At 70.6% G+C, this 26,774-nt stretch carries 13 protein-coding genes; 2 read left to right on the top strand and 11 right to left on the bottom strand.

Features of this window, described 5'->3' with window-relative positions:
• Positions 1-45: 45 nt before the first annotated feature.
• The 5 genes from ACZ7P3_RS27065 to ACZ7P3_RS27085 all read right to left on the bottom strand — a co-directional run bounded on the left by ACZ7P3_RS27065 (position 46) and on the right by ACZ7P3_RS27085 (position 4,925).
• Entirely contained in the window at positions 46-1,314 is a 1,269-nt protein-coding gene (locus ACZ7P3_RS27065) for a cytochrome P450 family protein (RefSeq protein ID WP_472085645.1), read from the bottom strand.
• The gene (locus ACZ7P3_RS27070) at positions 1,311-2,342 is read right to left on the bottom strand and encodes a nucleoside triphosphate pyrophosphohydrolase (RefSeq protein ID WP_472085646.1); all 1,032 of its coding nucleotides are present in this window, start codon (positions 2,340-2,342) and stop codon (positions 1,311-1,313) included. Before ACZ7P3_RS27070 ends, ACZ7P3_RS27065 begins: the two co-directional genes overlap by 4 nt.
• A 242-nt stretch (positions 2,343-2,584) precedes the next feature.
• Positions 2,585-3,232, bottom strand: coding sequence for a SurA N-terminal domain-containing protein (locus ACZ7P3_RS27075; RefSeq protein WP_472085647.1), 648 nt, complete (start codon positions 3,230-3,232; stop codon positions 2,585-2,587).
• Positions 3,233-3,369: 137 nt separating this feature from the next.
• The gene (locus ACZ7P3_RS27080) at positions 3,370-3,993 is read right to left on the bottom strand and encodes a hypothetical protein (protein WP_472085648.1); all 624 of its coding nucleotides are present in this window, start codon (positions 3,991-3,993) and stop codon (positions 3,370-3,372) included.
• A gap of 104 nt (positions 3,994-4,097) precedes the next feature.
• Positions 4,098-4,925, bottom strand: coding sequence for a glycoside hydrolase domain-containing protein (locus ACZ7P3_RS27085; protein WP_472085649.1), 828 nt, complete (start codon positions 4,923-4,925; stop codon positions 4,098-4,100).
• A gap of 397 nt (positions 4,926-5,322) precedes the next feature.
• Between ACZ7P3_RS27085 and ACZ7P3_RS27090 the strand changes: the two genes are divergently transcribed.
• Positions 5,323-6,054, top strand: a complete 732-nt coding sequence (locus tag ACZ7P3_RS27090; RefSeq protein WP_472085650.1) for a hypothetical protein — start codon at positions 5,323-5,325, stop codon at positions 6,052-6,054.
• A gap of 236 nt (positions 6,055-6,290) precedes the next feature.
• On the opposite strand, the gene ACZ7P3_RS27095 is transcribed toward ACZ7P3_RS27090, so the two are convergent.
• From ACZ7P3_RS27095 to ACZ7P3_RS27115, 5 genes are all read right to left on the bottom strand, one after another.
• Positions 6,291-7,406, bottom strand: a complete 1,116-nt coding sequence (locus tag ACZ7P3_RS27095; RefSeq protein WP_472085651.1) for a hypothetical protein — start codon at positions 7,404-7,406, stop codon at positions 6,291-6,293.
• Positions 7,407-7,496: 90 nt separating this feature from the next.
• The gene (locus ACZ7P3_RS27100) at positions 7,497-7,937 is read right to left on the bottom strand and encodes a DUF4304 domain-containing protein (protein WP_472085652.1); all 441 of its coding nucleotides are present in this window, start codon (positions 7,935-7,937) and stop codon (positions 7,497-7,499) included.
• A 577-nt stretch (positions 7,938-8,514) separates the two neighbouring features.
• Positions 8,515-19,503 carry a LamG-like jellyroll fold domain-containing protein gene (locus tag ACZ7P3_RS27105; RefSeq protein WP_472085653.1) on the bottom strand — a complete coding sequence of 3,663 codons (10,989 nt, stop codon included), beginning with the start codon at positions 19,501-19,503 and terminating at the stop codon, positions 8,515-8,517.
• Between the two features lie 330 nt (positions 19,504-19,833).
• Entirely contained in the window at positions 19,834-20,616 is a 783-nt protein-coding gene (locus tag ACZ7P3_RS27110) for an HNH endonuclease family protein (protein WP_472085654.1), read from the bottom strand.
• A 187-nt stretch (positions 20,617-20,803) separates the two neighbouring features.
• The gene (locus tag ACZ7P3_RS27115) at positions 20,804-21,682 is read right to left on the bottom strand and encodes an SCO6745 family protein (RefSeq protein ID WP_472085797.1); all 879 of its coding nucleotides are present in this window, start codon (positions 21,680-21,682) and stop codon (positions 20,804-20,806) included.
• Between the two features lie 200 nt (positions 21,683-21,882).
• On the opposite strand from ACZ7P3_RS27115, the gene ACZ7P3_RS27120 reads away from it, so the two are divergent.
• Positions 21,883-22,476, top strand: a complete 594-nt coding sequence (locus tag ACZ7P3_RS27120; RefSeq protein ID WP_472085655.1) for a TetR/AcrR family transcriptional regulator — start codon at positions 21,883-21,885, stop codon at positions 22,474-22,476.
• 171 nt (positions 22,477-22,647) lie between these two features.
• Here ACZ7P3_RS27120 and mfd read toward each other — a convergent pair whose 3' ends face one another.
• Positions 22,648-26,181, bottom strand: coding sequence for a transcription-repair coupling factor (gene mfd / locus ACZ7P3_RS27125; protein WP_472085656.1), 3,534 nt, complete (start codon positions 26,179-26,181; stop codon positions 22,648-22,650).
• Between the last annotated feature and the right edge of the window lie 593 nt (positions 26,182-26,774).

The following is a 26,774-nucleotide window of genomic DNA, read 5'->3' on the forward strand; positions in this document are numbered from 1 at the left end:
TGCGCGCCCGGGCGGACGTGTTCCTGTGCGCCCGGGCGGACGCGCTCATGGCGCGGGCGTGAACTCCACGGGAAGCGTGCGCAGGCCGCGCATGATGAGTCCGCCGCGCCAGCGCAGCTCGGCCGGATCGGCCGCGAGCCGCAGGTCGGGCAGGCGGGTGAGCAGGGTGGCGAGAGCGGTCTGGCCCTCCAGCCGGGCGAGGGGGGCACCGAGGCAGTAGTGGATGCCGTGGCCGTAGCCGAGGTGCTGGTTGTCCCGGCGGGACAGGTCCAGCACGTCGGGGTCGGCGAACCGGCCGGGGTCGCGGTCCGCGGCGGCGAGGACGACGAGCACCGGGTCCCCGGCGGCGATGTCCTGCCCGCCGATGCTGAGCGGCCGGGTGGCGAACCGCCAGGTGGCCAGCTCCACGGGCCCGTCGTACCGCAGGAGTTCCTCGACACCGGTCTCCAGGAGGTCCCTCTCCCCGGCGGCCAGGGACGTCTGCAGCCGGCGCCGCTGCTCGGGGTGGGTGAGCAGGGCGTAGGTGCCGTTGCCGATGAGGTTGACGGTCGTCTCGAAGCCGGCGAAGAGAAGGATGAAGGCCATGGCGGCGGCCTCGTTCTCGGTGAGGTGCTCGCCGTGGTCCGAGGCGCGGATGAGGCCGGAGATCAGGTCTTCGCCCGGGGCGGGCTCCGCGGGCAGGGCCTCGCGCTTGCGGTGGATGAGGTCGCCGAGATAGCCCCGCATCTTCTTGACGGACCGCGCCACCCCGCCCCTCGGTCCTCCCCCGTGCCGGATCATCATGCCCGCCCAGTCCCGGAAGTCGTCCTGGTCCTCGCGCGGGACGCCGAGCATGTCGCAGATGGCGTAGATGGGCAGCGGGAAGGCGAACTCGTGGATCAGGTCGGCGGAGCCCGTGCCCGCGAACCCGTCGATGAGGTGGTCGGTCAGCTCCTGCACCCGGGACGCGAACTCGGCGACGCGGCGGGGCGTGAACGCCTTGCTGACCAGCCGGCGCAGCCGGGTGTGGTCCGGCGGGTCGATGTTGAGCAGGTGCGTCATCAGCTCGGCCTTGCGCTCACCGGGGATGCCGGTCTTCCCCTTGGCGTGCGCGGGCTCGTCGTGATGCGCGGGATTCTTGCTCAGCCGCTGGTCGGCGAGGGCCTGCTTGGCATCCGCGTACCGCGTGACCAGCCAGGCCTCGACCCCGCTGGGCAGCCGTGTCCGATGCACGGGGGCGTGCTCGCGGAGCCAGGCGTAGGCGGGGTAGGGGTCGGTGGCGAACTCCCAGGTGAAGAGGTCGGGAGCCGTCGGAAGGCGGGGCTGGTCGGTCACTCCTTGACGGTATCCGGCTTCTCGGTGAGGACCGCCTCGCTCTCCCCCTCCGCTCCGGGCGCTCCTTCGGTCGTCCTGATCGCATCCCGGTACGTCCGCGCCGCCGCCCGCAGCGCCGCTTCCGGGTCCGCTCCCTGTGCCTCGGCCCGGACGGCCAGCGCCAGCAGTTCGTAACCGACGCCCTCGCCCTGCGGCAGGGGCACGTCCAGCCCGGCCGTGCGGGCGCGGGAGGCGAGCTTGGCGGCCAGGGCGAGGCTGGGCTGGCCGAGGGGGACGCCCTCGGTGACCGAAGTGCGCTGCTTCTCCTCGGCCTTGGTGCGCAGCCAGTGCTCCTTGACGTCCTCCGGTGTCTCGGCCTTCTCGTCGCCGAAGACATGCGGATGACGGTGGATGAGCTTGGCGACGATGCCGCCCGCCACGTCGTCGACGGAGAACGGCGCGTCCGGGTCCTCCTCGGCGATGCGGGAGTGGAAGACGACCTGGAGCAGCACGTCGCCCAGCTCCTCGCGCAGCTCCTCGCGGTCGCCGGCCTCGATCGCCTCGACCAGTTCGTAGGCCTCCTCGATGCCGTACTTCGCCAGCCCCTGGTGGGTCTGGCGGGACGACCAGGGGCATTCGGCACGGATGCGGTCCATGACCTGGACGAGGTCGAGGAGGCGGGCGCCGGGCAGGTCGTAGGAGGCGGGGAGCAGCTCCAGCTCGGGCATGGCGACGCGGCCGCTGCCGGCCAGGCGTGCCAGGCCGTCGGTGAGGGCGGGCTCTCCCTCCCCGGTGGCCACGACCACCACCGTCCGCCCGCCGGCGCAGGCGTCGACCAGCTCCTGGGCGGTGGGGGACGCCTGCGCCACCGGTATCCCGGCCTCGCGCAGATACGGCAGCTGCGGATGCGCGCCGTCCGCGCACAGCACGGCGTCGGCGGTGCGCAGCGCCTGCCAGGCGGGCCAGGACAGCAGTCCGGGCGCGACGCGGTGGCTGGTGGTGAGCAGGACGATGCGGCCGGGGGCGGCTTCGGGGCTGGTTTCGTTCACGATCCGAACGTAACGCACGGCGCGACGGCAGGGGCTCGGTCGTCCACAGGGCCGAGCAGGTCCTGTGATCGTATGACCGGAAGCCCTGTCCGCTGCCGTTCCGGCCCCTGGCTTCCGGCCCCTGCCTTCCGGCTTCCGGCCCCTGCCTTCCGGCCCCTGGCTTCCGGCCCCTGGCTTCCGGCCCCTGGCCTGGCCCCTGGCTTCCGGCCCGTGGCTTCCGGCCCCTGGCCCCGTCCTGGGGCCTACGCCGACTGCTGCTGCGTCCCCGTCGTGACGTCCCGCACCCACGGCGTCTTCGCGTCCACACGGCTGCTCTTCTGCACGTCCCAGGAGCCGTAGCGCGGGTTGAGGTCGATGTGAAGTTCCCCGGAGGCCTGGGAGAGGGCCTTCCAGAAGGCGGGCTGGGTGGTGTCGGTGCCGAGCTTCGCGGCGAGCTTCTGGGCCTCGACCTGGAGGCGGAGGTTGTCGTCCAGGCGTGCGGGCGCGACACCGTACTTCTGCAGCCAGGCCGTCTCCAGCCCCTTGGCACCGCCGGCCTGCTGCTCCAGGCCGGTGCGCATCTGCACGACCTCCTTGCGGGTGACCGAGATGCCCTCGTCCTGCGCGGCGCGGTGCAGCACCCGGTCGAGAACCATGTTGTGCAGGGTGTCGCGGGTGAGGCCGGCGGTGGAGGAGAGGACCTGCTGGTACTGGGTCTCGTCGGGCACCGCGGCCCGCTGTGCCTTGCGTACCTCGTTGACCCTGCTCTCCAGCTGGGCGACGGTGATCCGCTGCCCTCCGACGACGGCCGCGGCGCCCGCGTGCGCCTGGCCTCCGCAGGCGGTGAGGAGGGGTGCCGCGGCGGCGATCGCGGCGGAGAGGACGAGCGCGGTGCGACGGCGGCGGTGCAAGGAAACCTCCTGAGGAGATTGTGCGACGGAGCACAAAGTCTTGCGGTGATCGATGGTAGGCAGCGGCCAAGCTCTGGCCAACCCATTCGACCAACGATTCCTCGGGTGTTCCGGTACTGCCCCGCCCCCCGGACCGCTCAGCGCCGGCCGTGCACCGCCCGTTCGACGGCCGCCGCCACGTCCGCGCGCAGCCCGTCGCCGGCGCGGACCGTGGTCACGTTCCCGCCCGCGCCGCCACCGCCGACCAGCACGAAGCCGACCTTGCCGTAGCGCGGCGCCGCCTGGACGGCCGCCGTCACCTCGGGCCGGCCGACGGCCAGGACGACGTCGCAGGAGCGCTGCAGCATCCCGTTGAGGAACGGCCGCGCGTTGCCGGCGTTCTGCTCGCCGGTCACCTGGTCGTAGCTGACCCTGGCGTGGGTCGTGCGGGAGGCGTCCTGCATGCCCTGCCACACGTCGGCGGCCGGGGTGCCGTTGACGCCGTCCTTGCCGGTGAGCAGGCAGGCGTCGGTCTCGGTGTAGTGCCGGGCGCGGGTGTCGGGGATCGGCGGCCGGTCGTCGTGCCGGAAGAGCAGGGCGCCGGTCACCACGAGGGCGCCGACGACGGCGACCGCGCCCGCCGCGAGGGCGATGCCGCGCCCGCGCAGGGTACGCAGCCATGCGTCGGCACCGCGGCCGAACACCGCGAGCCGGCCGCCCGCCGATGCCTGCGCCTGCTTCGCCGGGCGCCCCTGCGCCACCTGCCGTACTTGCTTGGCCACGTCCTACCTGCTCTCCTGCCTTGCTCCGGCGCCGGCCGCCGGATCCTGCCCGCCCCCGGGTCTCAGTGGCGGCCGGACCTGTGCGGCCGTGCCGTCTGCGTCGGTCAGCCGGTGATGGCGACGGGCGCGTCCCACGCGTCGCGGTCGACGGTGAGGGTGACGCCGCCGTACGACTCCTTGCTGTTCACCATGTACTGGTGGGCCCGGCTGTGGTTGGTGAACTGGGTCGAGCCCCAGGGCCAGTCCGACGTGGTGGTGTTCTTCTGGTCCCACAGGGCGTACCAGAGGTTGCCCGGCAGGTCGGTCTTGTTGCTCGCGGTGGCGATGGCCTTGGCGCTGGAGCTGGTGAAGCCGTAGAAACCGGCCCGGTACGTCTTGGCGTGCAGCTGCTTGTCGAAGGAGCGGACGTAGGTGAGCACGGCGTCGTTGCACGACTTGTTCGTGGTGTCGTACGGCTCCATGTCGAGGTAGATCGCGCTGCCGGCCTTCATGCCGAGCGCGGCGGCCTTGGCCACGGCGTCGTTGGCGTCGCTGGTGCCGAGGGAGGAGGCGGTGGAGGCGGTGAGCTTCTCCGGGTTGGAGCTGGTCTGGCACGGCGGCTGGGCGCCGACGTAGAGCGGTATGAGCTTCCAGCCGAGGGAGCTGACCGACTTCACCCAGGAGGCGGTGAGGTTGGGCTGGCCGCAGCCGCGGTTCTTGCCGCCGACGTAGACGGCCGCGGCGCCGTAGAACCCGGTGTGCCAGGCCTTCATGGCGGACAGCGAGGGGGCGGTGCAGGTGTCGAAGGCACGGCCGGTGAACGTCTTCTGGGCCGGCCAGGTGGTGGCGGCCATCGAGGTCTGCGCGGCGATTCCGCCGCCCGCGACGACGGCGGCCCCGGCCACGGCCCACGTGACGTACCTGCGCTTCTTCGACTGCCGGTGCTCGGCCATCCCCACCCCTTGCTCTGTGCGCGTGTGCGCGCGTGCGTGCGGAGCGGCGTACGACGGCGGTCGGGCGACGTACGTCCGCTGGAAAAAAGTTGCTGGCCCCCTGATACGGCGTGTGCGGGCGTCTGCCGACGCGTTCCCCGGTGCCGTAATCGGTTCGCAAAGTAACCGATGCGGTTTCAGCGAACGGAAAAAGGAACCCCATGGAGACCACACGCTTCTCTCAAGCAACGGCAAAAACATCCGCGTCATGGGTGACAGGGGCGGGCACCCCTCACCGTCCCACCCGCCTTGACCTGCTGTTGATCATGCCCTTACCTGTGCATGAACTGTGCGTCCGCTGCGCGTCATAGGGTCCGCTGGCCACCCCCTCGGCCCCTGCCTCATCAGAAGGACTCACATGCACATCCCGTCCCGCCCCGCCCGTGCCGCCCGTCTCCTCGCCGTGGCCGCGCTCCCGCTGGCCCTGGCGGCCTGCGGCACCTCCGGGTCCGCGTCGGCCAAGGCAACGGCGACCTCCTCTCCCGCCAAGGACCCGAACGCCGGTCTGCTCACCGGCACCCAGCTGAAGAAGGCGCTCGCCCCGGCGTCGTTCTTCGCCTCCGGCTTCGCCGTCGACCCGAGCGGGGCCCGGGACACCGGCGGCACGTACACGCCCCCGTCGGCGGCGCCCGCCGCCAAGCCGGACTGCACGAAGCTGAGCGGCACCGGCTGGATCGAGATCACCGGGATCTCCGGGGTGTCCTTCGCGCAGAACGACTACGTCAGCAAGAACACCTCCGAGGACATCGGGCAGGAGATCGACGCCTACCGGGGGAAGACCGCGGCGGACGTCCTCAAGGCCGTGCAGAAGACGGCCACGGCGTGCACCGGCTTCACCGACTCCGACACCCACTCGAAGGTGAAGGTGAGCGGTGCGGCGACCCCGGCGCTGGGCGACGCGGCCTACACGGTCACCCTGACCGACTCTGCCTGGGAGAACGGCGCGACGCTCGTCGCCGCCCAGGTCGGCACGAACGTCGTCAGCGTGATGTCGACGGACGGCCACGACAACGGGGCGGCGACGGCGAAGAAGCTGACGGAGCGGATCGTGACGTCCCTGAAGACGGCGTCCGCCCAGAAGAAGTCCTGACAGAGGTCTGCGCGCACCTCCGGTGACCTGCTCTAGCCCCCTGCACCGCCTGGGGGGGCAGAGATTGTTCCCGTCGGAGGTGATGCCTCCGCCTCACCTCGTCCAGGGTCGGCCCGAGGGACACGTCCGACGGCAGCGCCCGGTACAGGCCCGGAAGGTCCGCCAGGGGGACCATTGATCGCTGGTGCGAGGGAAGCCGCACCTCGACGGTCACTGTGCCGGGCATGCGGTCTCCTTCAGCGCGCGGCACGTGACGGCGGTGCCGGGCGGCCGGCCTTCTCCCATTCCGCGAAGGTGTTGGTGCGGGCGTGGATGAACGCCTTGGCGGGGTCCGCGGAGTAGTGCCACGGAACGCTGCCGATGTGGCCGCCGATCGCGTGGAACTGCTCGACGGCCTCCGCGTACCGCTCCGTGCGGAACAGGGCGTTGGCCAGCAGATGCCGGACCAGGGGCAACCGGTGGTGGGCCGGCGGCACCTGGGCGACGGCGTCCAGCGTGGCATCGACGGCCGGGCCCGTGGACGGCTGCCGGTAGACCGCACGGTCGCCCTCCTGGTGCTCGTGCTCGAAGAGCGCGTACAGCCGCAGTACCGGCAGCAGACTTCCGCGCGGCGCCGAGGCGGCGGCCTGCTCGGCGAAGGCGAACATCAGCTCGTCGGAACCCCGCCACTTGGCGCACCAGTACTGCAGGGCGGCCGTGTGGGCGCCGAAGTGGTACGGGTCGCGCGCCACGATCTCGGCCCACAGGGCACGGAATTCGTCGTGCGACCAGCCCAGGCCCAGGGCGATGGAGATCTGCGCCACCCACGGGCCGGGGTCCTCGGGTGCCATGCGCGCTGCCTCCTGACAGGCGGACAGCGCCTGGGCCAGCAACCGGTGGAAGCCCTCGAACTGCTCGGCGGTGGTGTGCTTCGCCCGCTTCGCACCCCGCGCCTCGCCGGCGAGCACGACCAGGGCATCGGCATGGACCAGGGCGGCAGCGGGGTCGTGCGCGTACTCGGCGCGCCAGGCCCGGAGCCAGGAGTCGTCCTGCGCGGCCGTGTGGGCCAGGATGCCGAGCCTGTACCACCTGAGGTCCCCGTCCTGGCCGGCTCCCGCCAGGTACTGGGCCGCCTGCCGCCAGTCACCCGCGGCTGCGGCGGCCGCGACGGCGTCGGCCTCCGGGTCGGGACCCGCCGAGCGGGCGTCGAGGCGGTCGCCCGGGACGAGTCCGTACGCGGCGGGATCGATGACGATCGGCTTCTTCGCCGCTGCGGCGGCACGCTTGGCGCGTGCCTTTCGGGCGTTCACGGGGATGGAGACTGCGGCGTAGCCGAGCAGGACGGTGCCGGCTGTGGCGACAAAAGGGTTCACTGGGAGCTTTCACATTGAGAAGGAGCCAAGGGCCTGGTCATCGGGGACTTGCGGGCCGTGGCGGGACGCTCGCCCGCCACGGGAAGAGGATCATCGACCCAGCTGCCCCTGTTCCCGCAGCGCGGGTACCGCGTAATCCACGCACGCCGACACGACCTTGCGGGAAAGCTCACCCGGATCCGTGTCGGCCGTGACGGTCCACCAGAAATCCTGCCCGCCGGGCATCAGTTCCCCGATCCTCTTCCACCAGGCCCACTTTCCGTAGACCTTGTTCGGACTGGGGCGGTCGGGGAACTTCGCACCTGCGTCCAGCAGTTCCTGCCATTGCCCCTTGGGCACGGCGGCAGCGTTGACGGTAAAGCGCAGTTGGGTCGCAGTCACCCCTGACGACTTTTGAATCCCGAGCAGCAGCCACGTCTTGCAGTCCGGCAGCTCGAACACTGGCCCGGAACCGATGAACCCGATCTTTCGCAGCTCAGGGGACAAACCCGTACGGATCGCGACCGAAAGTACTCCCTGTGCCGTCGTCACGCGTCACCGCTTCCCGTCGTCACAAGCGGGCCGCCTCGGCATGAACGGGAGGCGCCTTGAAGGTGGAGAGGTGGAATCTAGGGGAGCCTAAATTCACTCCGAATAACGCCGTACTCCGCAGGCGTCACCAAGCAGGTGTAATGGCGACCGGGGAGAGTCGATGCATCAATCCCTAGTTCTTGCGCAAGTTCGACCGCCCCCGTCCTTTTCGTCTTGGACGGATCATCGACGGCTTGATAGTGGGCCACCGCCCCACGCACCTCCACCACGACATACTCCACCCGCCGACCCTCCCTGACCACCGCGGAGACGCCATGCTCCTGATGAGAGTGCTGGGCATCCAGCGGCCGGCCACAGAGTTCGCACCTTGCTTCTTCTGGCGAGACAGTCATGCCATGGATGATACTGCCGCAGACCGACACAAGGGAGCCCGCCGGCAAATCGATGGTATATCGATTTCGAGAAAGCGAGGCCCCTGCCGAATGCTCTCGACTCTGGGCCGAAACCACATCCAACAGGAGCCTCATTTTCTATGGAGGTCCACCGATTCGCAGCAGTCCTCTGCAGAATTCGGCCATCAGTCGTCCGACGACCACATATTCATTCCGCCCTTTTCATTTGGCCAATGATATTCGAACGTGGCGCCCGTATCCTCGGCAGATGCTCTCATCTGCCCTTGACAGTTCCCACATGGCGGCTTGGTGCCTGTAATTTTCACCCATCCGCCTTCAGGCACAGGACTGGCCGCGAAGAAGGGATCATCCACGATGACGTGATCACCGATCATCGGAGCGCCGCCGGCTGCTCTGGCTGCCCGGTTTTCGGTGTGGACCGCCTGACGCGCCCTTCCGACACCCAGGCTGGCTTCCTCCGGAGTCGTGGCTCCACTGCGAAGGGAATACGAGTCGATCATATGCCCGTCCGCGTCGTGAACCGTCACCTTCGCAAAATGCGTGCTCTTTGTGATCGGACCACAGACATCCGGGAGATTGGCATTGTGGACCAGGAGCAGGACGCCGTCGGCCGCCACGTAGTACGTGTGGAGGCTGCCGATGGTGAGGTCGTACGTCGTGGTGTTCGCGCGATACAGACGCACACCGGTGACCTCGGTCGTTCCGGACGGCGTCTGGAGGACGTCGCCGGGCTTCAGGTCCTTCGCCTCGACGAAGGCCGACCGGGTCTCGTCGTAGAAGGGGTGGTGGAAGGTCGTCGTCAGGTGCGCGTCCGCGTGTGCGGAGGGTGCGGACGGTGCGGGCGCCGCCGTGCCGACCGCGGCCACCGGCGCCGTCGCCGGCTGGTGGGTGACGCCGTGACCGTGGCCGCCCGACAGGGCGCCCAGCACCGCCGCCGAAGCCGCCAGGCCGAAGGCCGCCTTGCGGGCCGCCTTCCTGGCCACGGCCTTCACGCCGGACTTGACCGACTTGCCGCCCGCGGACGTGCCCGCAGCCTTGTCCGCGGAGGTGCCCGCGGACTTGACCCTCAGGTCCACGAAGTCGTGGTCCGTGTGCGTCACGATCACGTCGGTGACCTTGTGCGCCTCCGTACCGGCGGCCCCGGGCACCGAGTTGGCGATGGTGTCACCGACCCGGATCCGGTCGATCGCCCTGGTCGTACCGTCGGCCATCAGCACCTGGGTCGACCCCGTGAAGCTGTGCGGGATCCGGCAGCTCGGCCCGGATTCCTCAGCAGCACCGCCCGCGTCGTCCGAGTGCGACTGGGCCCGTGTCCCCGCCGCCTCCGACTCCGCCGCCGAGGCCGCGCCGTCCGTGGCATCCGCCGCCGCCGACTCCCCGGCGTCCGTGACTCCCTTGCCGAAGAGGCCGCCGACGACCTTCATCGCCTTCGGTGCCGCCTTGGCCAGCAGGGAGCCGCCGACCTTGCCGAGGAGGCCGCCGGCCGCGCCGGCCACCGCGCCCTCGACCGCCGACTCGCCGAACGCACCCGCGCTGCAGTCGCCGCCGCCGTTCTCGGCGCACTTGAAGCCCTGCTCGACCAGCGAGCCCGCCGCGCCCGCGGCTGCCGCGCAGCCGATGGAGCCGACGCCGCCCGTGATCGCCTCGCAGCCCGCGAACACCGCCGTGGAGACCACGAACGAGGTGATCGCCGCCGCATGGTGCTTGACGAACTTCGCCGCCGACTTCGCCGCCGTGACCGTGGCGTGGTACGCGGTCCTGGCCGCATGGGCCACCGCGTGCGCGGCCTTCTTCACGGCGTGCGCGACCTTGTGCGCCGCCTTCTTCACCGCGTGCACCACGCGGTGCACCGCGCGCGAGACCTTGTGGTACGCGGAGTGGACCGCATGGACCACCCGGTGATAGATGCGTCTGACGTGTCTGGCCGCGTAGTGGTACACGCGCCGGACCACGCGCACGGTGGCGTGGTAGACGTCCCGCACCTGGTGCACGATCTTGTGCGCCGCGTGCTTGACGGCGTGGACCACCTTGCGGGCCACGTGCTTGACCGCGTGGTAGACCTTGTGCACCACGTGCTTGACGGCGTGGCTCACATGGTGCGCGACCTTCTTGGCGCCGCACACCACGTCGTACCAGGAGCAGTTGCCCGAGTCGTCGGTGCCCGCCAGCGGGTTGTCGTCGACGTAGGCGAACGGGTTCGCCGCCACCGAGTTGGGCACCGCGTCCAGCGAGATGCTGTCCTTGTTCAGGAAGACACCGCTGTTCGGGTCGTACCAGCGGGAGGCCGTGCCCACGTTGCCCGTGCCCGGCTCCGTCCAGCCGGACTGGAAGCCCAGGTGGCCGGCGACGGTGTCGGTCGGCGAGACCACCTTGCCCAGCGGGTCGTAGGAGACCGAGCCCGCCAGCGAGGTCGCCCCCGCGGTGAAGGTGCCCACCACGTCGTTGTGCTGGTCGGTCAGGGCGAGCACCCCGCTGCCGCCGCCCGGCTTGATGCCGACGACACCGCCCGAGGGGTCGTAGGTGTAGCTGTTGTCCTCGTCCGAGGCGATGGTGTTGTCGGCGCCGGAGTAGGCGAACGTGCGGGTGGTGTCCGCCTGTGTGTCCCGGTCGGAGATGTTCCGGCCGAGCGCGTCCAGCGTGTACGACTGCTCACCGGCCGCGATCTGGCCGCCGAAGGCGTCCGTCCGGTACGCGACCGTGCCGCCGGACGCTGACGACTCCTGTGTCATCGTGCCGCGCGCCGAGTAGTCGTAGCTGTGCACGCCGTCCGACGTCAGCTGGTCGCGCTCGTCGTACGTGTAGACGTCCGCGCCGTTGCGGATGCGGTTGCCCGAGGCGTCGTAGCCGTACGTGGTGGTCCTGGTGCCGTCGTTCCACGACGTGAGGCGGTTGGCCCAGTCGTAGCCGTAGGTGTTGGTGGACGCGCCCGAGACACCCGTCGTCGTCTTCGACGTCAGGTTGCCGTCCTTGTCGTAGCCGTAGGCGAAGCTCGCCGGGGTGGAGGCGCCCTGTGTCAGCACGTCGCTGGTCAGCTCGTGCTCGCTGTTGTAGCCGAAGGTGCGGGTCTGGCCGGTGGAGCCGTACTTGACCGTCTTCAGCTGGTTCAGCTGGTCGTAGAAGTACGACAGCTGGGTGCCCGTGGCCGGGTCGTTCAGGGTCGACAGGCGTCCGGCGGTGTCGTAGCCGTACGTCGTCGTGCCCGCCGCGTCGGTCCGCGAGGTCATCTGGGCGTCGTCGTTGTAGGCGAAGCCGGAGGTGCCCGCCGAACCCGAGGCGGTCAGCACGTCGCTGCGGTCGTCGTAGGTGAACGCGTCGTGGGTGGCGTTCTGGTGGTCCACCGCCCCGGCGATGCCCGCCTCGTCCGTGTCCGCCGACAGCACCCGGCCGTCCGCGTCGTAGGTGAAGCTCCGCTCGGCCGTGGCCGCGTCGGCGCCCGCGCCGGACATCGTCTTCAGCTGGCCGTTGGCGTCGTAGGTCATCGCCGTCGTGACACCGCCGGGCAGCGTCGCGTTCGTCAGCTGACCGTCGGCGTCGTAGGCGAAGGTCGTCGTCGAGTCGGCCGCCGAGGTGTACTTCGCGGTGGTCGGCTCGATCACCTTCTCCTGCTGGCCCCACGGCGTGTACGTGTAGCGCCAGGAGTTGCCGCGGCCGTCGGTGAAACGGGTGCGGTTGCCCGCCGCGTCGTAGCCGAAGGTCGTGGTGATCGACGTGGACGCGTCGACCGGCTGGATCTCCTGGGTGATGGTGCCGGCCGCGTCGTAGGTGAAGCGGCTGGTGTGGCCGTTGGCGTCCGTGGTGGCGGTCATGTTGCCGACACCGTCGTAGGCCTGCGAGGTCTCCCAGAGCTTGGTGCCGCCCGCGTCGTAGGAGCGCGTGGCCGTCGGGTCGCCGTCGGCGTTGTAGTCGGTCGTCGTGTAGGTGCCGTCCGCCAGGGTCGTCTTCGCGCGGTTGCCCTCGAAGTCGTAGGCGTAGCGGGTGGTGTTGCCCGCCCCGTCGGTGACCGAGGTGATGTCACCGGCCCGGTTGTAGCCGTACGCCGTCGTCACGCCGCCGGGCGACGTCGTGGAGGCGGCGTGCGCGCCGTAGGGGTTGCCGGTGGTGACGGCGTAGGAGTTGGTGGTGGTCAGCGTCCGGGTCGACGGATAGCGCTCCAGCGTCGTCTGCGTCAGCTGACGGCCCAGGAAGTCGTACGTGGCCTGGGTCTGCGCGCCGGTCGGGTCCGTCGCCGACAGCTGCTCGCCGTCGGCGTCGTAGGCGGCGTGCGTCTTCGTGCCGTCCGGGGCGGTGGTCTGGACGAGGTTGCCCATCTGGTCGTACAGGTGCGACGTGGTCTTTCCGCCGGGCGAGGTGACGGAGGTCTGGTTGCCCTCGCTGTCGTAGGTGTACACGGTGGTGCCCGCGTTGGGCGACGAGGCGCCGTCGGGGGTGTACGGCGGCAGCGTCTCGGAGACCTTGTTGCCCTCGGCGTCGTACGCGGTGCTGGTGACCAGACCGACCGGGTCGCGCTCCTCGACGGCCTCGCCGAAGGTGTTGAAGCCGCTGGTGGTGACCGGTCGGAGCGTGGAGGCGGTGGTGCCGTCCGGTTCGGACTGGACGGCGGGCGCGGTGGTGACCGCGAGGTTGCCGGCCTCGTCGTAGGCGTAGTCGGTGGTGTGCTGCTCGGCGTCCGTCATGGACGTCGGCAGGCCCCGCTTGTCGTAGGCGTACTTCGTGGTCTGCGCGTCCGAGGAGCCGACCGTGCCGCCCCCGCGGCCCTTGCCGTACAGCGAGGACACCTCGGTGGTGGACAGGGCCCGCTGGTAGACCTGCACGTTGGAGACCGAGCCGGGCAGCTGGTCGGTGGAGCCGCCGGCGTACTTGGCCTGGCCGATGGTGAGCGGGCCGGTGGCGTTCCACGGGGCGGTGTTGGTGCCGGAGCCGGACAGGGTGCCGTTGACGTAGACCTTGACCGCGCCGGTGGAGGCGTCGAAGACGCCCACGAGCTGGGTCCAGGCGCCGGTGGCCGGCACGGCGGTGGAGTACGCCGCCGGGAAGGTGGTGCCGGAGGCGTCCTTGCTGGTCTGCTCCATGCTCCACAGCGGCGCACCGGTGTGCGCGTAGTTGTACTGGAGCATGAACGCGCTGTTGGTGGTGCCGGTCTGGGCGACGACGGTGGCGTTGTGGGTGGGCAGCGAGCTCATCTTCACCCACGCCGAGACCGTGTAGGACGCGGTGGTGTCGAGCACCGGACCGTTGGTGGCGATCTGCTGTCCGGCGGTGCCGGCGAAGCTCGCGGCGTCGTCGCTCCAGGTGACGCCGGAGGCGGTGGCGGAGTTGCCGGTGCCGGAGGCGTCGGTGACATGGGTGCCCGAGTCCTGGTCGAGCTTCCACCAGCCCGCGGGGTGACCGGAGGCGTCCCCGTACAGCGTCTCGCTGAGCAGGTTGCCCATGTCGTCGTAGGTGTCGGTGGTGGTGCGGTCGTAGCCCGAGGCGTCGTGGTCGTTCTCGGTGGCGACCTGGTCGTCCGGCGTGTACGACAGGGTGGTCACCCGGTCCACGCCGGTCGGGTCCAACTCGGTGGACGTGGTCCGGGAGGCGGCGTCGACGGTGTACTTGCTGACGGTCTCGCCGTTGTCCGTGGTGGACTGCAGCAGGTTGCCGGCCGCGTCGTAGCTGTCCGACTCCAGCACGTAGGTGCTGTGGCCGTCGGCGCCGGTCCGCTTCACCGTCGCGGTCAGACCGTCGTCGGTGTAGGTGTACGACGTGGTGTTGCCCATCGCGTCGGTGATCGACGCGAGGCGGCCGGCCGGGTCGTAGGCCCGGGAGGACTCGGTGACCAGGGTGGGCGACTGCGGGTTCGTCGGGTCGCCGGTGGACATCAGGCCCTGGGTGAGCAGGTCGCCGTTGTCGTCGTAGGTGTACCGGGTCTCGTTGCCGGCGCTGGTGACCTCCTTGGTCTTGTTGCCGGCGGAGTCGTAGGAGTACGTGGTGGTGTTGCCGTCGGAGGCGCTCTCGGCCGCGTTGGCGTCGGACTCGGTCAGCACGTGGTCGTAGCCGTCGTAGGTCCACGTCTGGGTGCGCGCGTGGTCGCCGCCGCTCGCGTCGGCGACGGTCTGCGAGGTGGTGTCGCCGTCCTCGTCGTAGACCGTGCTGGTGACGGCGGCGTGCGTGGCGCCGGTGACGCGGTCGGTGAGCTGCGGGTCGTGCTCCTCGGTCACCTGGCCGGCGGCGTCGTACTTGTAGGTGGTGTTCAGGCCGTCCGGGTAGGTGTCGGAGACCACCTTCTGGCCGGTGACCTGGCCCAGGCCGTCGTAGCTGTACGAGGTGACCAGGCCGACGGCGTCGGTGGTGGAGGCCACGTCGCCGTTCTTGAAGTAGGACACCTGGTTGACGGCGCCGCCGGGGCTGACCGTCTTCACCGGCAGGCCCTTGGGCACCACACCGCCGTCGGCGGAGGGGTAGGCGCCGGTGCCGTCGCTGTAGACGGTCGTGGTGGTGCGGCCGTCCGGGAAGCCGGACACCGCGGGGCCGGTGATGCCGGTCTGGTTGCCCGCCGGGTCGTAGGTGTACTTGGTGAGGTAGGTGTCGTCGGTGGCGGAGGACGAGCGGCCGTCGCGCTCGGTCAGCAGCTGGTCGTTGCGCGGGTCGGCGGTGGTCAGCTGCGCCGTGGTGTCGTCCGGGTAGTACGCGTAGTACTCGGTGTTGCACTTGTTCGCGGCCTGGTCCTGGCAGGACGTGGAGGAGACCACGTTGCCGCGGACGTCGTGGCCGGTGACCGTCATCGAGCCGTTGGGGTCGGTGACCGTGTGCTCGAAGCCGGCGGTGTCGTAGCCGAAGCTCGTCCGGTTGCCGAGGCCGTCGGTCTCGGTCAGCGCGCGGTTGCCGTTGGTGACGTCGTAGGTGTACGTCAGCGTGGAGTTGGCCGGCGAGGTGACCTTGACGGTCTTCACCGGCAGCAGGCCGGTGGAGTTCTTCGCCGCCTGGAACTGCCCGGCGACATCGGCGTCGGCCAGCTGCGAGCGGAAGAGGGCGACGTCCGCGAGGGAGCCCTTGAAGTAGGTCGGGTAGCCGGTGTTGTCGGTGCTGCTGTTGTGCGGCTCGTCCGGCCAGTTGCCGCCGAGGAAGCCGGCACCGGCGTAGGCGTAGGACTGGCCGGTCATCGCGGCGGTGCCGGTCTGGGTGCCCACCAGCGCGCCGTCGAGGTAGAGCGACTGGCCGGTGGCCGAGGCGGCGAGCACGACGTGGTGCCACTGGTTGTCGGTGACCGCCGCGGCGGAGGCGAGCGGTTTGGTGGTGCCGCCGGAGAACCAGTCCTCGCCGTACAGCTTGCCGCTGCTGCCGATGTACAGCACGGGTGTGTACCCGGCCGGGGTGGTGCTGGACGTCAGCGGGTCCTTGGACGCGCCGAGCAGCACGCCGTTGGCGGTCGCGGTCTTGAACCACATGCTGACCGATTCGGGGCCCGCGGCGGGTATCGAACCGCTGGGCAGGGCCACCTTGGACGCGGTCCCGTCGAAGCCGGCGGCCTTGGCGTCGCTGAAGGGGCCGGACGCGCCGAGGGTCACGGAGCTGTAGGTGCCGTCACCGCCGTGCACCTGGTCCACGGCCGTGGCGGCGCCCGCGGACTCGCCGAGGCGGAAGTACTCGGAGGGCGCCGCGCCGAGCACGGCGCCGCGGTAGGTGTCGCTGGACCCGGTCACGGTGGGCGCGCCGAGCTTCCACACGCCGCCGTTCTCGTCGGTGAGCTGGTTCAGGTTGGTGGTGTTCGCGTCGTACTGCATCGCCGCGAACGTCTTGCCGGAGGGCCGTGTGACGGAGTTCAGCAGGCTGGTGCCGTGGGTGCCGTACGTGTACAGGGCGTTGACGTCGGCGGCGACCAGCGGGTGGCTGTACCAGGCCACGTCGGCCATGGAGCCGTTGAAGTAGGTGGCGTAGCCGTCCGGCGCGGTGGTGGAGTGGTGCGGCTCGTCGGGCCAGTCGCCGCCGAGGAAGCCGGTGCCGAGGTAGTTGAAGACCTGGTTCTTGCCGAAGGCGTCGGCGCTCTGGATGGAGACGGTGCCGGTGCGCGAGCCGACCTTGGTGTTGTCCAGGAACAGCGTCTGCGAGTTGCCCGAGGCGGACAGCACCACGTGGTGCCACTTGCCGTCGGCGACGGACGCGGTGGACACGATCGGGTTCTCACCGCCGCTGTACCAGAACTCGGCGTTGAGCTTGCCGTCGGTGCCGACGTAGACGGACGGGGTGTAGAAGCCCGCCGCCTGTCCGGAGCCGATCGGCTGGGAGGCGTACGAGTAGAGCACGCCGGGCCCCTGCGAGGTCTTGAACCACAGGGACAGCGCGCCGGAGTCGGTGTCGTTGCCGAGGTTCTTCGGCAGCGAGATGTCGGAGGTGGTGCCGTTGAAGGTGGCGGCCTTCACGGAGGAGCCGGTCAGCGGGCCTGCCGTCTGGCCCAGCGAGACGTTCTGGTAGGCGGCGTCCGTGGTGCCCTCGTTGTCGAGGATCGCGTCCTTGGCCGTGGTGGAGCCGGAGGCCTCCGACAGCGGCCAGAAGGTGTGCGGGTCGAGGTCGACCGCCGCGTTCTGGTAGCCGGAGCCGCTGGTGTAGCCGTAGGCGGTGCACTTGGTGGTGGACAGCGGCGAGCACACCTTGGTCAGCTGGTCGCCGGTGTAGCCGTAGGTCCAGGTCTGGGCGGTGGAGCCGTCGCCCGGGGTGACCGGGTCGGTGACCACGGTCGCCACGTGTGCGGCCTGGGCGCCCGAGGGGGTGCTCCAGGTGAGGTTCAGGGCGCGGCCCGAGACCGCGGACTTCATCTGGGTGATGTGTCCGCCGGTCCAGGTGAGGTTCACCGTGCGCCCGTTGGCGTCCGTCACCGAGTAGAGCCCGTAGGTGCCCGAGCCCAGGGACTGGGTGAAGGTGTAGACGGTGTCGTCCTTGTCGGTGAGCTTGTAGCCGCCCCCGCTGACGGAGGTGAAGGTGGCGAAGCGTCCGTTGCCGGGGGTGAACGTCCCGTCGCTGTTCTTGCCGTAGCCGACCTGGGAGCCGTCCGGGTAGGTCACCGAGACGCTGGAGACGGCGCCGGCGGCGGTGTACTGCTCGGTCGCGCGGGAGTCGAAGATGCTCGACCAGCCCGCGCCGAACGCGCCGGTCCAGCGCGGGTCACGGGAGTTGTAGTCGCGTTCGACGTCCAGGGACGGGCCGACGGTGGAGATCGAGGCGTCGGTGTCGGAGGTGGTGTAGTTGCCGATGGACGCGTCGAAGCCGTGGTCGCTGCTGTTCTGCGACAGGCCGGAGGTGATCACGGCCTGCGGCACCTGCACGGACAGCTGGTAGGGGTCCGCGGGCGAGTAGAGATTGGTGGCCGAGTCGTAGGCCTGGACGGTCCAGCTGTACGACTTGCCCCAGGCGAGCTTGCCGGCCGGGACGGTCCAGTCGCCGGTGGCGACCAAGCCCGAGTCGGCGACCTTGGTGCCGGTGGCGTCGTAGACGCGGAACAGGTACTGGTTGGCGCTGCCGCCGGTGGAGTTGGCACCGCCCGCCCAGGCGGTCAGTTCGGGCTGGGTGGAGTTGACGACGGCGTTGTCCGCGGGGAACTGCTCGTACAGCTGCGGCGCGGTGTTGCCGGTGTACGTGACCAGGATGTGCGGGCCGTTGCGGGGGTTGTTGAGCGACCCGAACTGCTTCCAGTGCAGGCTGTCCGTGGTCGACGCGTAGAGCGCCAGTCCGTAGTCGGGGGTGGTGCCGTTGAACCATCCCTGGATGGCGGAGGTGGTCAGCGGCACGTTCAGCCAGTCGCCGACGCTGCGGTCGCCGGCGGTGTTCGCGCAGGCGGTGGGGACGCTCGGCGTCAGGTTGCCGATGGACGAGCCGTGCGTGGGGCCGGGGTAGCTGGTGACGGACTCGGGGGTCCAGTCCTTGGTCACCAGGGCGACGTCGAACCGCTCGGGGGTGCAGGTCGAGGCCCAGGTGTCGAAGACGTCCAGGTGGGCTTCGGTGACGGTGTTCTTGCTGCCGTCCCAGGCGGTGTCCCAGTGCTTCCAGAAGCTGACCGCCGAGTGGGTGCCGGCGTCGTAGGAGCCGACCTTGATGGTCTGCTCGTAGGAGTGGTCGCCGTCGGCGCCGGACTCGGCGTAGGTGGTGAGCCAGCCGTCGTCGACGGTCGGGTCGACGGTGACCGGGAAGACGCGGCGGGAGTCGTGCAGCCAGCGGCTGTCCAGGGTCACCTTCAGCGCGTAGCCGTCCTTGGCGTGGACGAGTTCGGAGGTGACGTCGTGGGTGGTGGCCGGGTCGCCGGAGCGGCGGTTCACCTTCGAGTCGTACGCGTACGACGGGGGGATGCGCTCGACGGTCTTGCCGGAGGTGTCGCGCAGGTCGATCCAGCCGTTCTTGTGCTGGACGGGGGTGAGGCCCTTGAGGGAGAGCGGGAAGGTCCAGGAGGTGCCGGCGTCGGCGGAGTGCAGGACCACCGACTCCTTGACTCCGGTGGCGGTGGGGGCGACCTGCAGGTCGGTGGCGTCGAGGACCTGCTTGTACGTGACCGTCGAGCCGTGGGCGGTGCCCTTGACGGAGGCGGCGCCCTTGAGGGTGTAGGCGATGCGGTGCCTGGAGTCGACCGCGAGGGAGGCCAGGGCGGAGTCGGTGGCCTTGGCGCCGAAGTCGACGGCGAGGGAGTTGGCCTTCTCGTGCCAGCGGCCGTCGGGGCCCGCCCGTACGTCCACGTCGATGGGCGCCCAGCGTCCCTTGCCGGTCTGGTAGTTGACGGGTGTCTGGTACATCTCGCGGGTCGTGGAGCCGTCGGCGTTGTTGTAGACGGTCACGGTGCGCGAGGACTTGCCGGCGTTGCGCTTGCTGGTCTTGGCGTCGAAGGCGCCGCGGCCGGCGCTGCGGCCCTGCTTGGTGTCCGGCTTGTGCGCGTGGTAGGCGCCCAGTTCGCCGTGGCCCTTGCCGGGGGCATGGCCCGCGCCGCGGTGCGCGGCGGTGGCGTCGGCGGGGACGTGGTGGCGGCGCCCGACGGCCGTGCCGGACTGCTGGTGCGGCAGCTTGCCCCAGTGCGGGTCGGTGAGCCAGGACGCGAGCGAGCCGAGGCTCAGGCTCGGCAGCTCGATGCGGCCCAGCTCCAGGCCCTCGGCGAGGGCCTGGTCCGTGGTCAGCATCAGCGCCAGCGCGGTGAGCACCACCACGGCGACGGAGCGCTGTGCGCGGCGGACACGACGGAGAGGTCGTGCGGGGCGCCCGGGGCGTGGGCGACGACTGAGCGGCCACAGAGGCACGGCTTCGACTCCAGCGATCAAGAACGGTAAACAAACGCGCCGATCTTGACTGCTGTGAACATTCTGTGGACAGATCCAAGAGGTGATCTTGCGCAGACCTTGACCACTCCTTGCGGAACCCGCCCGATTTGCTATCCATCACACCTTTGCGATTTGTGAACATCTTTGCCGGAACGTCACACGACGCCGATCATTTCTTCACCGTACGGTGATCAAGTGGAACCGCTGATTCCTGCGTCAGCCGGCGCACTGGTCCAGCATCATCCGCTTGTCCGCCGACGTCACCGGCAGCGCGTACTTCAACGACACCTGGGCGAACCGCACCGAGTAGGCACAGCGGACCCGCTTGTCCGGAGGCAGCCAGGTCGCCGGTCCCGAGTCGCTCTTCGCGCCGTTGGCCGGCCCGTCCACGGGAATCAGATTGAGCGGATCGTTGGCGATGTCCTCACGCTTGCCCTTGGGCCAGTGCGCAGCGCCCATCTGCCAGTCGTACGACAGCGGCATGACGTGGTCGATCTGCACCGTCGTCGCACGGGACTTGGTCCACTCGATCACCTTCCCGGTGTACGGGTCGTGCAGCGTCATCGACATGACGATGCAGTCCGAGCCCGCGCGGAAGCGGACGTCCTCGCCGTCACGCTTGAGGAGGTCGTTCCGCGAGTCGCACCCGTTGTGCGCAAACGGAATGCCACCGGGAGCCGAGTCCATCCAGGCGTAGCCGAACTTGCTGCGCTCGTACCCCGTCTTCGGGCCGCGCCCCTTCGTCGCCACCTTCCCGATCAGCGAGCGCGCCTTCGCCAGGTCCGCGGCGGACGTGAGCGCCGCCAGCCCCGGCTTCGTGCCGTCCGGGTTGTCCAGCGGGCTGACGGCACGGCCGTCGCCCGCCGCCGGCGCGCCGGAACCGGCAGGCCCGCCGCCCCCGGACGAGCCGTGGCCGTCCTTGCACCCGGCCAGCAGCAATGCCCCGGCCAGCAGTCCGGCGACCACGGGGGTGATCGCCCCGCCCTTCAGACGCGTCACGATACGTCCCCCTTGCTCACCCTGGTCCGCCCCACCTCGGCAGGCGAATCGTTCTTGTCCCCCACGGTAACGGGCTTACGCCGTCCGCCAGATGGGACCTAATGGGGTGATTCAGGGCAAGCGGGGCTCGACTTGGGGCAGGGGGCGCCCTGGAGGGGGAGCCCGCCGGGAGCGTTCACGCGCCAGCTCACACCTTGCCTATGCCCAGGGTGGATTCCGAGGGCAGCAGCCCGGAGGACAGGACCGCGACCCAGTAGTCGCCGAGGAGATCGGTGAGGCGGTCAATGGCGGCCCGGCCGAGGGTCCGCCAGGGGCCGACGGCAAGGCGGTCCGTGCGCTCCTCCACGTCACGGCGCAGGGCGCGGCCGGCCTCCGTGGCCGTACCGTCCGCCTCGACCAGCCCCCGGGCCGCGAGGCGCGCGCGGGCGGCCGACCACTCCTCACCGCTCCAGCCGCGGCTCTCGAAGCGCTCGACGGGCGCGGCACCTGCCGCGGCGAAGGACACCAGGGACTCGACGGGATCGAGGTCCGCGAGGAGCAGGGCGGCTATATGGCCGTCGCCGCGGTGTTCGCGCAGGATCGTGGCCGCCTGCCAGAGCTGGAGGTGCGGGGCTTCGGGCCAGGGCAGTTCGGCGTTGGCCGCGGCGAGTGGGCGGCCCGCGGTGCCGGCCGCCAGGGCCGCGCGCCGGGCGAGGGCTGCGGCCTCGGCCAGCTCGGGGGCCTCGATACGGTCGCCGAAGAGTGCGCGGTAGCTCCGGTCGATGCCCCGCAGACGCGCGGCCAGCACCTCCGTCGGGCTTGCGGTGCCCCATCCCGGGTCGATGTGCTCGGCGACCATGCGCGGGTTGAAGCTGTAGAAGGCCGAGGCCACGCGCTCGGCTCCGGCTGCGCCCAACGGGGCGGCACGCAACGGGAAGTAGCTCGGCCAGCGGTCCGCCGTGCCGTATCCGAGCGCGGCCGCCTCTTCGAGCACCTCGGGCGCGTAGTAGAGCACGGCGTGCAGGGGCTCCAGCAGGTGCCAGAGCCGGCGCGCCTGCGCCGGTTCGACGGACTCCCTGCGCACCACTCCCCCCTCTTCCACTGCCACTGCCTCTCCCCCTTCGGCGGCCTTGCCGACGTGCTGGGACATGACGCCCCCTCCCCTGTCCGGCCGTTTGTGATTCAGCAGAACTTGACACTGACAAGATTGCCTCGGACCACTCAAACTTGTCAATGCCTAGATGGTGCAAACTTGTCGATGGCTAGATCCGGCGTACGCTGCTGCCCATGAGCCCCTCGAAGTCCACCCCCGCACCGCAGCGGCCGTACCACCACGGCGATCTGCGCCGCGCCGTGCTCACCGCGGCACTCGACGTCATCTCCTCCGACGGCCCCGCCGCGCTGAGCCTGCGGGACCTGGCGCGCCGGGCCGGGGTCTCGCACGCGGCCCCCGCACACCACTTCAAGGACCGCACCGGGCTGCTCACCGCCATCGCGGCCGAGGGGTACGGGCTGCTGGCGGAGACGGTCAGGGACGCGCCCGATCTGCGCGAGGCGGGTGTGCGCTACGTCCGCTTCGCCCGCGAGCACCCTGCGCATTTCCAGGTGATGTTCACTCCCGGACTGCTGCGCGCCGACGACCTCGAACTCACCACCGCCCGTGCCCTGGCAGCGGACGCGCTGCGCGCCGCCGTGGCGACGGTCGCCGCCGAGGACCGCGGCGCCGACACCCGCCTGGCCTCGGTCGCCGCCTGGTCCCTCGCCCACGGCTTCGCCACGCTGCTGCTCGGCCACAACCTCGACGGCCCGGTGGGCGACCAGGACCCCGAGGAAGTGTTCCGATCCCTTACGGCGATGCTGTTCCACTCGGCGGACCGCTGAAGCGGGGCCGAACGCGGGGCCGCGCCCGGCGGACCGCCGAAGCGGAGGCGGACGCGGGGCCGGGCACGACGCCGTTCAGGGAGCCTGGCGCGGGGCCGTCCAGGGAGCCTGGCGCGGGGCCTCGCTTGCACCGGTTCGCCGAACCGGTCGCCGCGAGCGCCCCGTCCTCGGCTACGACCCCAGGATCGAGGCGAGGAACTCCCCGACCCAGCCCAGCAGTTCCCGGCCGACGAGCGGCTTGCCGCCGACCTTGGCGGTCTTGGGGCGCGGGACGAGCACCTGGTGCACGGCGGGCTTGATGACCGTGCCCGGGTAGAGCCGCTTGACCCGCAGCTCCTGCGATTCGCGCAGCTCCACCGGGGCGAAGCGGATGTTGGTGCCCTGCAGGACGATCTCGCCGACGCCGCACGCCCGCGCGAGCATCCTGAGCCCGGCCACCAGCAGCAGGTTCTCCACCGGCTCGGGCAGCTTGCCGTAGCGGTCGGTGAGTTCCTCGCGGACCGCCTTGATGTCCTCCTCCGAGTTGGCGGAGGCGATGGCGCGGTAGGCCTGGAGGCGCAGGCGCTCGCCGGGCGCGTAGTCGTGCGGGACGTGCGCGTCGACGGGTAGCTCGATCTTTACCTCGAGCGGCGGCTCCTCCTCGATCTCCCCGGTCTCCAGCTGACGCCGGTAGTCCGCGACGGCCTCGCCGACCATGCGGACGTACAGGTCGAAGCCGACGCCCGCGATGTGCCCGGACTGCTCGCCGCCGAGCAGGTTTCCGGCGCCGCGGATCTCCAGGTCCTTCATCGCCACGTACATGCCCGCGCCCATCTCCGTGTGCTGGGCGATCGTGGCGAGGCGCTCGTGGGCCGTCTCCGTCAGCGGCTTCTCCGGCGGATACAGGAAGTAGGCGTACCCGCGCTCGCGGCCGCGGCCGACACGGCCGCGCAGCTGGTGCAGCTGGGACAGGCCGAAGGTGTCGCCGCGCTCCACGATCAGCGTGTTGGCGTTGGAGATGTCGATACCGGACTCGACGATCGTGGTCGAGACCAGGACGTCGAACTTCTTCTCCCAGAAGTCGACGACCACCTGCTCCAGGGCCGACTCCGACATCTGGCCGTGAGCGGTGGCGATGCGCGCCTCGGGGACGATCTCGCGCAGCCGGGCCGCCGCGCGGTCGATGGACTCGACCCGGTTGTGGATGTAGAAGACCTGGCCCTCGCGCAGCAGTTCGCGGCGGATGGCCGCACCGATCTGCCGCTCCTCGTACGGCCCGACGAAGGTGAGCACCGGGTGGCGCTCCTCGGGGGGCGTGGTGATGGTGGACATCTCGCGGATGCCGGTGACGGCCATCTCCAGGGTGCGCGGGATCGGGGTGGCGGACATGGTCAGCACGTCCACGTTGGCGCGCAGTTTCTTCAGCTGCTCCTTGTGCTCGACGCCGAAGCGCTGTTCCTCGTCGACGATGACCAGGCCGAGGTCCTTGAACCTGGTCTCGGAGGAGAAGAGGCGGTGGGTGCCGATGACGACATCCACCGCGCCCTCGTGCAGGCCCTCCAGGACGGCCTTGGCCTCGGTGTCGGTCTGGAAGCGGGACAGTGCCCGCACGTTCACCGGGAACTGCGAGTACCGCTCGGAGAACGTGCCGAAGTGCTGCTGCACCAGCAGCGTCGTGGGGACCAGGACGGCGACCTGCTTGCCGTCCTGTACGGCCTTGAAGGCGGCCCGGACCGCGATCTCGGTCTTGCCGTAACCGACGTCGCCGCAGATCAGGCGGTCCATGGGGACCGACTTCTCCATGTCCTCCTTGACCTCGGCGATGGTGGTGAGCTGGTCGGGGGTCTCCGCGTACGGGAAGGCGTCCTCCAGCTCGCGCTGCCAGGGCGTGTCGGCGCCGAAGGTGTGGCCGGGGGCGGCCATGCGGGCGCTGTAGAGCTTGATCAGGTCGGCGGCGATCTCCTTGACGGCCTTCTTCGCGCGGGCCTTGGTCTTGGTCCAGTCGGCGCCGCCGAGGCGGTGCAGGGTGGGGGCCTCGCCGCCGACGTACTTGGTGATCTGCTCCAGCTGGTCGGTGGGGATGTAGAGGCGGTCGCCGGGCTGGCCGCGCTTGGCGGGGGCGTACTCCACGACGAGGTACTCGCGGGTGGCGCCCTGCACGGTGCGCTGCACCATCTCGATGTAGCGGCCGACGCCGTGCTGTTCGTGGACGATGTAGTCGCCCGGCTCCAGGGTGAGCGGGTCGATGGTCTTGCGGCGGCGGGCCGGCATGCGGGCGCCGTCCTTGCCGGCGGCCTTCTGACCGGACAGGTCGGTCTCGGTGAGGACCGAGAGCTTGAGCGCCGGGTCCACGAAGCCGTAGTCGATCGAGCCGCAGGAGACGTGCACCAGGGAGGGGCTCAGTTCGCCGAGGTCGGCGTCGAGGCGGGCCGCGATGCCCTCGCCGCCGAGCACCTCGACGGTGCGGGCGGCCGGGCCGTGGGCCTCGGTGACGAAGACCGTGCGCCAGCCGTCGGCGAGCCAGCCCTTGGTGTCGGCGAGGGCTCTGGCGGTGTCGCCGCGGTAGGTCTCGGGGGCGTGCATGCCCAGCTTGAGGGTGCCCGCGTCCAGCTCCTCGTCGGCCGCGAAGGGCGAGACGGACCACCACATCATGTCCAGCTCACGCGCGCGGTCGCGGACGTCGGCGATGGACCACAGGGAGGCCGCGCCGACGTCGATGGGCGCCTCGCCGCCGCCCGCGGTGGCCGCCCAGGACGCCTGCAGGAACTCCTGGGAGGTGGTGACGAGGTCGGCGGCACGCGTGCGGACCCGCTCAGGGTCGCAGACCACGGCCATGGCGCCCTCGGGGAGCACGTCCAGCAGCAGCTCCATGTCGTCGACCAGGACGGGGGCCAGGGACTCCATGCCCTCCACCGCGATGCCCTCGGCGATCTTGCCGAGCAGTTCACCCAGCTCCGGGTGCTCTTCGGCGAGGGCGCGGGCGCGTGCGCGTACGTCGTCCGTGAGCAGCAGTTCGCGGCAGGGCGGGGCCCACAGGCCGTGCTCGGCGACTTCGAGGGAGCGCTGGTCGGCGACCTTGAAGTAGCGGATCTCCTCGACGTCGTCGCCCCAGAACTCGATGCGCAGGGGGTGTTCCTCGGTGGGCGGGAACACGTCCAGGATGCCCCCGCGCACGGCGAACTCGCCGCGCTTCTCGACCAGCTCCACGCGCGCGTAGGCGGCGGCCGCGAGGGCTTCCACGATGCTGTTCAGGTCGGCGGTCTGTCCCGTCTTCAGGGACACCGGCTCCAGGTCGCCGAGGCCCTTGACCTGCGGCTGGAGCACGGAACGCACGGCTGCGACGACCACGGAGACCGGGCCGGTCTCGGGGTCGTCCGGGCGGGGGTGGGCGAGGCGGCGCAGCACGGCGAGGCGGCGGCCGACGGTGTCGCTGCGCGGGCTGAGGCGCTCGTGCGGGAGGGTCTCCCACGAGGGGTACTCCACGATGCCCTCGGCGGGCAGCAGCGAGCGCAGGGCGGCGGCCAGGTCCTCGGCCTCCCGGCCGGTCGCGGTGACCGCGAGGACCGTGCGGGCCGCCTCGCGGGCCAGGGCGGCGACCGCGAAGGGGCGGGCGGCCGGGGGGCCGACGAGGTCGACGTGCATGCGGTTGCCGTCCGCGGCCGCGGTGATCGCTTCTGCGAGGGCGGGGTCCTTGACGACGGCGTCGAGCAGACCGTGCAGGCTCATGGAGGAGGCTTTCCGTCCGGTTATGGGCAACGCGAATTACCCGACTCGTGTGAGGGCCGGGGGGTCTCCAGCGTACGACGCTGCGCCTGCCGGTGCCGGGCCTGTGGACAACGCCCTGTGGACAACGCCGGCACCCGGAGCTGCCCAGGCGGCTTCGCCGCACCGCTCCCCGGACCTCTGCCCACCCACCACCCGACTCGGTCGGCAGAAAACAGAAAAACGGCCGCCGCGGCGTTCCCGATCGACCGGACCGGAACCATCCACCACGCCCCACCACGACCCCGCCACCCGGCCCAGAACAACCCACCACGCCCCAACACTCCCACCGCTCCCCCAGCACTCCGAGTGGGCAGGGAGGTCCGCCGGGCAACAGGGGGCGGCTGGGCACCAAGGTCCGCCGGGCAGCAAAAGCCGGCCACGCAACAAGCTCCACCAGGCAACAAAGGCCGGCCACGCACCAAGGTCCGCCGGGCAGCAAAAGCCGGCCACGCAACAAGCTCCACCAGGCAACAAAAGCCGGCCACGCAACAAGCTCCACCAAGCAGCAAAGAAACCCGGCGTCGGGAAGCCGTAACGCTTCCCGACGCCGGGTC

This window comes from Streptomyces sp. NPDC107581 (genome assembly GCF_055657175.1).

Coding starts and splice junctions, on each gene's coding strand:
- mfd (WP_472085656.1), bottom strand. CDS start 26,181: ATGAGCCTGCACGGTCTGCTCGACGCCGTCGTCAAGGACCCCGCCCTC.
- ACZ7P3_RS27085 (WP_472085649.1), bottom strand. CDS start 4,925: ATGGCCGAGCACCGGCAGTCGAAGAAGCGCAGGTACGTCACGTGGGCC.
- ACZ7P3_RS27120 (WP_472085655.1), top strand. CDS start 21,883: ATGAGCCCCTCGAAGTCCACCCCCGCACCGCAGCGGCCGTACCACCAC.
- ACZ7P3_RS27090 (WP_472085650.1), top strand. CDS start 5,323: ATGCACATCCCGTCCCGCCCCGCCCGTGCCGCCCGTCTCCTCGCCGTG.